An 11,842-nucleotide genomic window follows, 5' to 3' on the forward strand; every position below is an offset into this window, starting at 1 on the left:
GTTGTGCCCTCGATCGACAGTGTGATTCACCGCCTCCCCGGTCCAATTCGGGAGCTGGCGATTCGTCACAGCGAACTGATCAAATTTGCAATCGTCGGCGGCACGACGATGGTGTTCGACCTCGCCATCTTCTACTCGCTCAGCCTCACGGTGCTCGAACCCAAGCCGGTGGTCGCCAAGGTCATCTCCGGTGTGATGGCGACGATCTTGAGCTACATCCTCAACCGTGAGTGGGCGTTCAAGAACCGAGGCGGGCGCGAACGGCACCATGAGGCGCTCCTGTTCTTCACGATCAGTGGCATCGGCGTGATTCTTGCCGCGGCGCCTCTGTTCATCGCGAACAACCTGTTCGACATCCGTGAAGGCCACACGAGCCTCACCATGCTGGTGATCGTCGACTTCGTGCTGAACTACATCATCGGCAACCTGATGCAGATGGCGTTCCGATTCTGGGCGCTGCGCAAGTTCGCCTTCCCGGAAGAGAACGCGCGCGGAGCAGCCGCTGGATCCACCGATTACGACCCCACCGAGGAAGAAGCCGCCGAGGAACAACTCGGCCACAGCTGACGTCCCGCTGGCTACCGGGGCTCTCGAGTGCGGGGCGCTCCCATGCTTTGATCCCGCGAGGCCGGCAGGAACACCGAGAACATCGCGGGGCGTCGACGCTGCAGTTCCAGTCGACCACCGTCGGCCTCCACCAATGCCCGAGCGAGCGCGAGCCCGACGCCGGTGGATCCCGCACCGGAGAATCCTCGGTCGAAGATGTGCGGCGCCATGTCGTTGCTGACGCCGTCCCCCTCGTCGGACACCTCCACACAGGCGAGAGCTTCCCGTCGCCGCTCGGCGGTGTCCACCGCGGGGACGAGGCGAACAGCCACCGTGCACGTACCGCCGCCGTGCGACAGGGCGTTGTCGACCAGCACGGACACCGCTTCTCGCAGCCGCGATCCGGTCACCGACGCCGTCACCCCCGCGTCGCCTCGCAGAACCAGCTCGCGTCCGGCGTCGTCGAAATTGCGCTGCCATTCGGCGACGAGACCCGTCAGCTCGGCGATCACGGGAACTTCTTCGGCTCCGGCCGAACCGTCACTACGCGACGACCGGACCAATTCGTCGATCGCCAGTGTCAGTCGGTCCACCTGAGCCATCGCCTCGTCCGCCTCTTGCACGACGTCCGGGTCCGGGTGGACCGACAATTCGTCGAGGCGCAGGCGGACGGCGGTGAGCCTGCTTCGCAGCTGATGCGACACGTCGGCCACGAGGGAGTGTTCACGCTGCAGGCGTCCGGAGATCTCCACCGTCGCGGAGTCGAGCACCTCGGACACCCGGTCGAGTTCGGCGATTCCGTGACGGGTGGGATCCGGTCTGAAATCGCCCTCCGCGAGTCGCGCGGCTCGCCGCGCCACGTCCTGCAGTGGGTCGGCGAGCCGTTTCGCGGTGAGGACCGCGATGGCCGTGCCCGCGAGGATCGAGGCCAGCACCACCAGCCCGACGGCTCCTACCGCCTGCCGCTGCAGTGTTCGCATGTCGTCGGACGGCACCTCGAGCCGTAGTGAGCCCGACGTCCCCATCGACAAGGACTCGACCAGCGGACGTGAGACGAAGGGTTCGCCGATGTCGACCCGCGACGCGGCATCCTGCGGGGTCGGGAACACCACGACGAGGCGCCCGGACTGCGGAATGGCCAGCCGCAGCGACCCGATGTCGAGGTCGCCGATCACCATTCCCGCTTCACCCTCCTGGGAGAGGATCTCCGACGCCATTCGATCGAGCCGACGCTGCAGGTCGTCGCGAGTGAAGTCCTCGACCCACAACCACGCGGTGTACATCAGCGGAAGGCCGAGCAGGAGCGCCGTGAGAATGACCACGGCCAGAATGGATTGGAGTATGCGACGACGCATGGTGTCGGCTGCTCGGCTTCGTTACGACTAGTCGCTGTTGATCCGGAACCCGACTCCGCGCACCGTCGCGATGCGACGCTCGGCGACCGAACCCTCGTCACCGATCTTGCGGCGCAGCCACGACATGTGCATGTCGAGTGTCTTCGAACCGCGCAGTTCGGCGTCACCCCACACCTCACGCAGAATGGTTTCGCGGGGAACGACCTGGCCTGCATGCTCGAGGAGCACCTTCAGCAGCTCGTATTCCTTGTTGGCGAGCGAGATCTCGTTGCCACCGACGAGCACGCGCCGAGCAGCAGGCTCGAGCCTGATGTCGCCTACCTCGATCGGTCCGTCCTCGCCGGTTCCTCGTCGGCGAAGCAGCGCACGTACCCGCGCCATGAGCTCCGCCAACCGGAACGGCTTGCCGACGTAGTCGTCGGCGCCCGCGTCGAGCCCGACGACGAAATCCACCTCGTCGGTGCGTGCGGTGAGCATCAGCACCGCCAGATCCGAGCTGTTGGCCCGTACCTGCCGGCAGACCTCGAGACCGTCCATCCCGGGAAGGCCGAGGTCCAGAATCAGGAGGTCGTAGTTGCCGTCGAGAGCACGCTGCAGTGCAGCGGGGCCTGTCTGTTCGACCGTCACCGTGTACCCCTCGCGGCCGAGGGCGCGGGACAGTGGCGCGGCAATAGCTTCGTCGTCTTCGGCAAGGAGCACATCGGTCACTCGGTGAGCGTACGGCCGGAAACTGTGAGAATGATGTATTTACCCGCGCACACCCGCGCTCTACGGAACCGCTACCGTCGCGCGGGCACCGTCATCGACGCCGACCGGCCCGCCAACCAGGCCTGGCACCGTCCGGTGACGGCCCGTCCACCTCGTGGCCGAGCTCGTCTCCGTCGATGTCGCCGGAACTGCGGTATTCCCCCGGCCGATACTCCCCGGACCGCCGAAATTCCCCGGACCGCCGAAATTCCAGGGAGTCGAACACCTGTTGGTAGAGCAGCGAGTGCACCCGCTGCACCCGTGGGATGTCGTCGAACTCGAGCGGATCGTCGGACGCCGACGCGATGATGAGCGTGCCCGTGCCGAGCATCCGGTCGACCAGTCCGTGCCGGAACTGGACGTTGCTGATGCGGCTCATCGGGATGTCGATCCCCGAGTGCGTGATGACACCCTGTCGGATGAGCACGCGGCGGTCGGTGACGATGAAGTGCGTGCATTTCCAGCTGATCAACGGTGCGATGCAGCGCCACGCGACCAGGGCTGCCCACACCACGGCGACGACGATGACCGCGGTCGTCGACGCAGTGCCGTCCAATCGAGCGGAGGCGACTCCGATCCCGAATCCGGCCAGGGCGGTGACGACGATGCAAGTCGCCGCCGGAAGGACGAGCATCTTCCAGTGAGGGTGGTGATGCAGTAGCAGCTCTTCTTCGTCTGCCAACGCATCCTGCGGATAGCCCATGCGGATCGCTCTCCTTCTCCGGTTCCGCCGTGATCCTGCCACGACCGCGCTGCCGAACGGTGGCCGATCGGAAGCCGTTCGAGAGGTCAGTCGGTGTCGACAGCTCGTAGGTGGGTGACGTCGCCGGCAGCGACCGCGACGGTTCCGGTGTCGGCGTCGTCGGTGCGGACGACGATCCGGCCCTGATCGTCGACGTCGGTCGCCTCGCCGATCATCGTGCGGTCTCCCGGCAGCTCGACGCGCACCCGGCGGCCGATGGTGTCGCACCGCTCGCGGTAGCGGTGGGCCAGGTGTTCGGTGTTCCAGTTGGAGTTACGCCAGGAGTCGATCTCCGCGCCTATCGCTCGGAGTATCGACCGCAGCAGTGTGCTGCGGTCGACGACGGCGGCGTTCTCGAGCGCAAGCGACGTTGCCGTCGGGACCGGCAGTTCGCTTTCCGTCATGGTGACATTGAGGCCGATTCCGACGACGACGGAGGGGTTGGGGCCGTGCTCGGCCACCTCGGCGAGGATGCCCGCGACCTTGCGGCCCTCGATGAGTACGTCGTTCGGCCACTTCAGTGCCGCGTCCACGGCCGCGACCGTGCGGAGCGAATCGACCACGGCCACACCGGCGAGCAGCGGAAGCCATCCGAGAACTGCCGGATCGATGCCTGGAAACTTGACGAGAACCGAGAACAGAAGTTGTGATCTCGGTGGACCCACGAACGGCCGCGAGTGTCGTCCGCGTCCGCTGTCCTGTTGTTCGGCGACGAGGGCAGTCCGGTCGGCGAGGCCGTGCACATTGGCAATGAGGTCGGCGTTGGTCGAACCGGTCTGCTCGACCACATCGAGCCTGGACCAGGAGGCTTGTGGCCCGTCGACGAGTGCCCGTCGGAGAGCGGCGGTGTCGAGCGGGGGGCGATCGAGGTTGGTCCACATGACTCAAGAGCATATGGGCTCGTCGGTCCGACGGCCGGTGACGTCGGCTCGGGCTACCAACCGGTACGTGGCCCTCGGTAGGGCTCCGGTCACACCCGTGGTTAAAGTGTTTCCTCATGACCAGTGTTCAGGATTCGACTGCGCAGGGTACGGACGCCAAGCCCGATATTCATACAACGGCAGGCAAGCTCGCCGACCTCCGTAGCCGCCGCGAGGCAGCGATGGCACCGTCAGGCGCCGCCGCAATCGAGAAGGTGCACGCCAAAGGCAAGCTCACCGCCCGCGAACGCATCACCGCACTGCTCGACGAGGGCTCCTTCGTGGAGATGGACGCCCTCGCCCGCCACCGCTCCCAGAACTTCGGCCTCGCCGACAACCGCCCCTACGGCGACGGCGTCGTCACCGGCTACGGCACCATCGACGGACGCGAAGTCTGCATCTTCTCCCAGGACGCCACCGTCTTCGGCGGCTCCCTCGGTGAAATCTACGGCGAGAAAATCGTCAAAGTCATGGACCTCGCCCTCAAAACCGGACGCCCCCTCATCGGCATCAACGAAGGCGCAGGCGCCCGCATCCAAGAAGGCGTCGTCTCCCTCGGCCTCTACGGCGAAATCTTCCACCGCAACGTCCAAGCCTCCGGCGTCATCCCCCAGATCTCCCTGATCATGGGACCCGCCGCAGGCGGACACGTCTACTCCCCCGCCCTGACCGACTTCGTCGTCATGGTCGACGGCACCTCCCAGATGTTCGTCACCGGACCCGACGTCATCAAAACCGTCACCGGCGAAAACGTCACCATGGAAGAACTCGGCGGCGCCCACACCCACATGGAAAAATCCGGCGTCGCCCACTACGTCGCCTCCGGCGAACAAGACGCCCTCGACTACGTCCGGGACCTCCTCGGCTACCTGCCGTCCAACAACCGCGCCGAAGCACCACGCGCGATCCCCAGCGATCCGATCGACGGCGCCATCGAAGACAACCTCACCGACGAGGACCTCGAACTCGACACCCTCATTCCCGACTCACCGAACACCCCCTACGACATGCACGAGGTCATCCGCCGCATTCTCGACGACGACGAGTTCCTCGAAGTCCAGGAAGGCCGCGCCCGCAACATCATCATCGGCTACGGACGCATCGACGGCCGCTCGGTGGGCATCGTCGCCAACCAACCCACCCAGTTCGCCGGCACCCTCGACATCGACGCCTCCGAAAAAGCCGCACGATTCGTCCGCACCTGCGATGCGTTCAACGTCCCCATCATCACCCTCGTCGACGTCCCCGGCTTCCTGCCCGGTACCGGACAGGAGTTCAACGGAATCATCCGCCGCGGCGCGAAACTGCTCTACGCCTACGGTGAAGCGACGGTCGGGAAGATCACCGTCATCACCCGCAAAGCCTACGGCGGCGCCTACGACGTCATGGGCTCCAAGCACATGGGCGCCGACGTCAACCTCGCGTGGCCGACCGCGCAGATCGCCGTCATGGGCGCCTCCGGCGCCGTCGGGTTCGTCTATCGCAAGCAACTTCTCGAAGCCGCCAAGAACGGTGAAGACGTCGACGCACTGCGCTTGAAGCTGCAGCAGGAATACGAAGACACCCTCGTCAACCCGTACGTCGCCGCCGAGCGTGGTTACCTCGACGCCGTCATCCCCCCGAGCCACACCCGCGGACAGATCGTCTCCGCCCTGCGCCTGCTCGAACGCAAACAAGTCACCCTGCCTCCCAAGAAGCACGGCAACATCCCGCTCTGACACGTCTTACGAAGACCACCGGAAGTGAGCTTGCACAGATGAGTGCACCCGCACGTGAAACAGATCTGACCGTCGCCGACGAGCTGATCGAGTCCGCAGAACTGGGCGCCGACACCGCCGCATCGGCGTCGGCGATCCGTATCGTCAAGGGTGATCCCTCCGACGAGGAGATCGCCGCACTGGTTGCGGTTCTGACAGCCGCGCAGAGCTCGGGGTCGGCACCCGCGGACACGCGTCCTGCAGAGTTGTGGGGATCTCCCGTCACCATGCACCGCACGCACGCGCCGTTCTCGCCGTACTCGTTCGCTGCGTCGCGCCGCTACTGAGGCGCGTACCTCGGGACGTGGACACACCATGACGACCTTCGTTCTCGCTTCGGCGTCCCCAGCTCGGCTGGGGGTTCTCCGCGCGGCGGGCGTCGACCCCATCGTTCGGGTGTCCGGCGTCGACGAGGATGCGTTGACGGCATCACTCGGTGAATCGGCGTCGCCCGAGGATGTCGTCGTGGCGCTGGCACGCGCCAAGGCCGAGGCGGTCGTGAACAGCCTGAGCGGTAAGGGAACCGATGCCCCCTCGATCGACGCCGTGGTTGTCGGCTGCGATTCGATGCTGTCGATCGGCGGGGAGCTGCAGGGCAAACCCCACACCGTGGATGTCGCCCGTCGACGGTGGCAGGCCATGGCCGGGACGTCGGGTGAGCTCCTCACCGGCCACTCGGTCGTTCGCGTCCATCACGGCAAGGCGACGGCAGTGGTCGGTGCGTGCCATTCGACGACTGTTCACTTCGCGACGCCCTCGGAGGCCGACCTGGAGGCGTATCTCGCGTCCGGGGAACCGCTGGAGGTCGCGGGGTCCTTCACGCTGGACGGTCTCGGTGGGTGGTTCGTCGACCGCATCGAGGGTGACCCGTCCAGCGTCATCGGCATCGGCTTGCCCCTCGTTCGGCGGTTGCTGAACGAGGTCGGCGTGACGATGTCCGATGTGTGGTCAGCCCGGCAGTAGTCCGGTGAGCTCGCGAGCCCACTCCTCGGCCAGAGCTTTCGGCTTGATGTTGGACGAGCTGTCGTGGCGAGCATGCTCGTGGACCTGCACAGCACCGAGTTCGACGAGCTTCTCCGCGATGATCTCGCCGCCACGGTTGAACGTGTCCTCGTAGATGCGGTCGCCGAGGCCGAACAGCGCGAACTTGAGCCCGGATAGATCCGGTGCGTCCTCGACGAGTGCGTCGTAGAAGGGCTCGGCTCCCGTGGGCAGCTCTCCGTCACCGTAGGTGGAGCAGATGATGACGTGGAAGGCATCGGTGTCGATCTCCGAGACCTCGTACTCGAGCATGTCGCGTACCTCGGCGTCGTGGTCCACCAGGATGTCGGCAATCTTGTCTGCCACTTCCTCGGCGGTACCGGTCTCCGAACCGAACAACACGACTACTGCCATGTTCACTTCCCCTTCGTCCGTAGCGCTGCACCGAAAAGGTGCGGAATCGGTGGATAAGCATAGCCTCACCAGAAAGTGGGCGTCAGCTGCCACCTGGTGTACTCGTCGGCGATCAAGTTTTTCAGATGTTCCCGGCTGGGGTAGAGGTCCGGGTCCAGGCCGGTCACACAGAGCGTCGCCGTCTCGCCACACGTGTTCCACCAGACACTCACGCCGCCCTTGGTACGCCGCAGCAACTCCGCCGTGGTGTTCTGCGTGATCGAGCGCATCGCGACCGACTCGGCCACAGATCCACCCACCGAACGCAGAGCGCTTCCGCGTGCACCCAGGTTGGAGCAGAGGCACAGCGGTGCGGTTGCCGACTTGGCGGCGCGCGCGACGACGGCGTCGGGCAACATCTGCATCAGCGGTTTCGTCAGCTCGAACGTGGTGGACCGGGTGGTGTCGGCGAGCGCTCGGAACGCCGCCTTGCTGTCCTGACGAATGGGCCGGAGATCGTCGAGGTAGCCCCTGCCTCCGTCCACGACGATCGATACACCCGACGTCGCGTTGGCACGGGTGTCGCCCGGAATGCGCGTGCTCACCGGAAGGGACACCTTGACTGCATCCGACTCGTCCACGCGGCCACCGGCCGTCAGAATGCCCAGCGCGACGGCCACCAAGAGGCTGTTGGCACTACCTCCGGCCCTCGACGCTGCGGCCACCCATTCGTCCGTCGGGCAATCCACGACGACAGTGCTGGGCGAGAACTCCCCCGCTGTCTGTGCCGCCACGGGTGACTTGTGCGCCGCAGCGTGCGTGACCGCCTTAGAAGCGGACGGGGTGCCTGCACCCGGAAGCACGCCACGCACCGTTCGGCCGAGCGCTCTGGCGGTACCGGACGCCGCGGCGCGGAGTTGCCCGGCAGCATCGCGAAGGTCGGAGGTGGGTGCGGTGTCGAATGCCGAGGCGAAGTCGTCGGGATCCGAGGGTCCTCGCAGCGCTGCTATGGCTGCAGACGTCAGCGCTCCACCGTCACCGACTACATGGGAGGCGACGAGAGACAGCGCGGACCCTCCGGTCTCGAGGTCCGTGTACGCGAGTTGCCACACCGGTCCGTTCGTGGGGTCGAGAGGGACCGCCGCGCGCTCTTCCATCCACTCGGCCAGCGCGTGCACGGCAATGGCTCGCGCACCACGGAGTAGGGGCAGGGTCGACGCGGCTCGCACCCATCTGTCCCGTGCACCCGGAACCGACACTCGGTGCACGGCTCGATCGATCGGCCCGCCTGCGAGGTTCCGCCACGTCGAGTCCAGCACCTCGGAGTCGATCGGACCCGTGAAGCGCCAGACGATCTGATTGACGACAGGAACGTCGAGGACGCACTCCATCCGGAGGAACAGGTCGTCGTCGTACGTCAATCTGGTCACCGGGAAAGGGTATCGGAGAACGCGTGGTTCGAAACACCCGCGTGGTTCGAAACACCATTGCGCCCGTGCGTGTTACGCGACGTTCCCCACCCGTGCGGTAGGTTTCAGTTCTGCGTGCGACGACGCGGCCGAGGAGGGCGGAAATGAAGTTCGTGATGCCGTTCACAGGCAGCCGTGGGGATGTCCAACCGGGCCTGGTCCTGGCGTCCGAGTTGTCCGCTCGTGGGCACGAAGTCACGTTCGGCGCACCTCCCAACCTCGTCGCGTTCGCCGAGGCAGCAACGGCAGGCCGTACGTCCGTGTCCGTGGTGCCGTTCGGTCCGGATACCCGAGCGCTTCTGGAATCGGATCTGGTGCGTACCCGAATCAAGTCGAAGAATCTTCGAACGCGGTGGGCCGCGTTGGCGGAACTGGCCAACTTCGGCTGGGACGACATGGCCGAGAGCGTGCTGTCGATGGGTGCGCACGCGGACATGGCGATCGCCGGCACCCTCGGCCAGGAGCTGGTCTTCAATTACGCTGAATCACAATCGATTCCGTTCGCAGCCTTGCATTACTGCCCCATCCGCTCGAATCGGTCGATGTCGGTCGTGCCGTCGCGTACGATGCCGGGTGTCGTCAACCGGGCGACGTGGCGGATCCTCGAGTCCATGCGGTGGAGCTCGATGAAGAAGCGGGAGAATGCTCAGCGCCGCGCCCTCGGACTGGAGAACGCGTCGCGCCCCCTCCCTGGACGTATCGCGTCGTACGGCGGGATCGAGATCCAGGCCTACGACTCCGCGTTCTTCCCCGGTCTTCGGCAGGAATGGACGGACAGGAGACCGTTCGTCGGGTTCCTCGAGCCGGACGGAGGCGAATCCTCGGGCAGCACCGGAGTTCTCGGTTCCGGTTCGATCCTGGGGTCACCGCTCCGATCCTGGATCGAATCCGGGACTGCGCCGGTGTACTTCGGATTCGGCAGCATGCCGGTCAAGGATCCGACGGGGTTGGTGAGCATGATCGAGGATGTCTGCGCGCGCGGCGGATATCGCGCGGTCGTGAGCTCGGGTTGGAGCACACTCGACGAACGTATCGATGCCGACAGCAGCGTTGCCGTCGTCGGCTCCGTCGACCACGGCGCCTTGTTCCCGTTGTGTCGCGCGGCAGTTCACCACGGCGGCGCGGGCACGACTGCGGCAAGCGTCCGGGCGGGATTACCCACCATGGTGTGCTGGTTCAGCGCGGATCAACCGTTCTGGGGTGCCGCTCTCGAGAGAACCGGCGCTGGATGCTCGGCGAAGTTCGTCGAACTCGACCGGGACATTCTCGCCGCAGGCATCGAGACGTTGATGCGCCCCGACACCGCGTCACGTGCACGACAGTTGGCTGCTGCCATGACATCTCCGGCCGACACCCGTCGCGCCGCCGTGCGCTTGATCGAAGGCGCGGTTCACCAGAATTCGTGACCGATCCCCCACCGGTCGAGAACCTCCGACACCACTGCCCGAACGTCCTCGTCGCTTGCCATCCGGTCCGGATCCATCCCGTGCATACTGATCGTGACCGCAGCGTCGGTCTCGGTCGCCCACGCCGTGGAGCCACCGCCGAGCTGTCGCGCGAAATCCGCGTCCGCTCCCGAGAACGTGGCTCTGGCAGCCACTCTCGTGGCGCGAACTCCGCCGATGGAGACGAAGTCCTCGGATAGCCGACCGAGGTTGGAACACAGCCCCTCGGCGCCGTCCGCGGGGACGGGCAGCCGTCTCGCCACCGCATCGGGCAACATCTGGACGAGGTTCAACGGGACCGCCTGGATGGACGCGCCCGAAGCCTGTCGCGCCGAGAATTCCTGGAATGCGGTTTTGCTCGCTTTTCGTATACGAGTGAGATCACGGTCGGCAGGATCCGGTACGGGCACTCGCACAGCGATGATCTTCGTGGAGTTCGACTCGATGTCCGTCGAGCCCCGATCGTTGTAGGGAAGCGACCACCGCAGTTCTTCTCCCGGGCGTGCGCGGCCCAGCGCAGCGGACACCGACGTCATGACGGCGATGAACAGAGTGTTGGACGTACCACCCCACTCTGCGGCCGCCGACGCCCACTCGGATGCCGAGCAGCTGACCACGACATAGGGCGGACTCCACGGCTCCGACGTCTCGGGAACGTCGGTTCGACTCGGTCCGTCGGGCGCGATCGAGGCTTCCGACGGTGACGGTGCAACGTCTGCCGCCGGTCGGACGACGGAGGTGACAGCCTGCGCGGATTTCCCCGCGAGCCACGTCGCGATCGGCCGGAGCTGGCCCACGGTGTCCGCGATGTCGGACGCGACCGAATCGACCAGCGACGGCTTCTCGCCCAGACGAGCGGAGTCTCCCACCGACACACCGGTGGATGCGCGCTCGACGGCGGCGACCATCGCCGCGCCGTCGGCAACCATGTGCGAGCAGACCAGTGACACGACCGTGCCGCCGTCTGCGACCGGAGCTGCGGACAGCAGCCATCCGGTTCCCGCTTCCGGGTCGATGTCGGCGGAGATTCGCTGTTCCGCCCAGCAGCGAACCGCATCCGTCGGGACCGAGTCGGTGGAGTAGTCCAGCGGTAGCGACGCGTTCGAGGTGACCCATCGGTGCCTGGCCGTCGGAACGATCGGCGGTAGTACCCGCCGTGAGAGCAGCCCCGCGGACAGGTTCGCGTGCAGTTTTGCGAGCTCGGCGACTGCTACGGGGCCGTCGAACCGCCACACGAACTGATTGAACACAGGATTACCGATTCCATGGTGCATTCGGAGGAATAGGTGATCCGCAAATCCAATTCGGGTCATCTGCGAAAATCTACTACAAAGCCATTGGCCGAGCAGGTTCGACGACGATCGAATAGCACCGAAAACAGCGTCGAGAATTGGAATTCACGAATTCGAAACAGAACTTCGTACGGATTGGTTCGTTTCGAATATGTGGTGCAGGCCATAACAATACCGACCCGAAAGTCTTGAAAT

12 protein-coding genes are annotated in these 11,842 nt (G+C 65.6%); 5 read left to right on the forward strand and 7 right to left on the reverse strand.

What is annotated here, in order from left to right:
• Positions 1–3 precede the first annotated feature (3 nt).
• Complete coding sequence (locus tag CH290_RS18305) at positions 4–567, forward strand: GtrA family protein (RefSeq protein WP_019666140.1); 564 nt, start codon at positions 4–6, stop codon at positions 565–567.
• Positions 568–578: 11 nt separating this feature from the next.
• Here the strand turns inward: CH290_RS18305 and CH290_RS18310 are convergent, their stop codons facing one another.
• From CH290_RS18310 to CH290_RS18325, 4 genes are all read right to left on the reverse strand, one after another.
• Positions 579–1,901, reverse strand: coding sequence for a sensor histidine kinase (locus CH290_RS18310; RefSeq protein WP_020112129.1), 1,323 nt, complete (start codon positions 1,899–1,901; stop codon positions 579–581).
• A gap of 27 nt (positions 1,902–1,928) precedes the next feature.
• Positions 1,929–2,609 (reverse strand): response regulator transcription factor, encoded by a 681-nt coding sequence (locus tag CH290_RS18315; RefSeq protein ID WP_019666142.1) that lies wholly within the window; start codon positions 2,607–2,609, stop codon positions 1,929–1,931.
• Between the two features lie 91 nt (positions 2,610–2,700).
• Positions 2,701–3,351: a PH domain-containing protein gene (locus CH290_RS18320; RefSeq protein ID WP_033190525.1), complete on the reverse strand. Its 651-nt coding sequence runs from the start codon at positions 3,349–3,351 to the stop codon at positions 2,701–2,703.
• Between the two features lie 86 nt (positions 3,352–3,437).
• Complete coding sequence (locus CH290_RS18325) at positions 3,438–4,271, reverse strand: biotin--[acetyl-CoA-carboxylase] ligase (protein WP_019666144.1); 834 nt, start codon at positions 4,269–4,271, stop codon at positions 3,438–3,440.
• 116 nt (positions 4,272–4,387) lie between these two features.
• Between CH290_RS18325 and CH290_RS18330 the strand changes: the two genes are divergently transcribed.
• The 3 genes from CH290_RS18330 to CH290_RS18340 are packed head-to-tail and all read left to right on the forward strand — an operon-like array spanning position 4,388 to position 7,030.
• On the forward strand, positions 4,388–6,028 hold the full coding sequence (locus tag CH290_RS18330; protein WP_020112131.1) for an acyl-CoA carboxylase subunit beta: 1,641 nt from the start codon (positions 4,388–4,390) through the stop codon (positions 6,026–6,028).
• A 38-nt stretch (positions 6,029–6,066) separates the two neighbouring features.
• On the forward strand, positions 6,067–6,354 hold the full coding sequence (locus CH290_RS18335) for an acyl-CoA carboxylase subunit epsilon (RefSeq protein ID WP_019666146.1): 288 nt from the start codon (positions 6,067–6,069) through the stop codon (positions 6,352–6,354).
• A gap of 28 nt (positions 6,355–6,382) precedes the next feature.
• Positions 6,383–7,030: a Maf family protein gene (locus CH290_RS18340; RefSeq protein ID WP_033190524.1), complete on the forward strand. Its 648-nt coding sequence runs from the start codon at positions 6,383–6,385 to the stop codon at positions 7,028–7,030.
• Here the strand turns inward: CH290_RS18340 and CH290_RS18345 are convergent.
• Positions 7,016–7,462: a flavodoxin domain-containing protein gene (locus CH290_RS18345; RefSeq protein ID WP_020112133.1), complete on the reverse strand. Its 447-nt coding sequence runs from the start codon at positions 7,460–7,462 to the stop codon at positions 7,016–7,018. The genes CH290_RS18340 and CH290_RS18345 overlap by 15 nt on opposite strands.
• A 65-nt stretch (positions 7,463–7,527) precedes the next feature.
• Entirely contained in the window at positions 7,528–8,871 is a 1,344-nt protein-coding gene (locus CH290_RS18350; protein ID WP_033190523.1) for a condensation domain-containing protein, read from the reverse strand.
• Positions 8,872–9,014: 143 nt separating this feature from the next.
• Between CH290_RS18350 and CH290_RS18355 the strand changes: the two genes are divergently transcribed.
• On the forward strand, positions 9,015–10,316 hold the full coding sequence (locus CH290_RS18355) for a glycosyltransferase (RefSeq protein WP_033190522.1): 1,302 nt from the start codon (positions 9,015–9,017) through the stop codon (positions 10,314–10,316).
• Here CH290_RS18355 and CH290_RS18360 read toward each other — a convergent pair.
• Positions 10,301–11,668, reverse strand: a complete 1,368-nt coding sequence (locus tag CH290_RS18360; RefSeq protein WP_230621117.1) for a hypothetical protein — start codon at positions 11,666–11,668, stop codon at positions 10,301–10,303. The genes CH290_RS18355 and CH290_RS18360 overlap by 16 nt on opposite strands.
• Positions 11,669–11,842 lie beyond the last annotated feature (174 nt).

The sequence above is a fragment of the Rhodococcus sp. 06-156-4 genome (genome assembly GCF_002259345.1).
In the GTDB taxonomy this organism is placed as follows: domain Bacteria; phylum Actinomycetota; class Actinomycetes; order Mycobacteriales; family Mycobacteriaceae; genus Rhodococcoides; species Rhodococcoides fascians_E.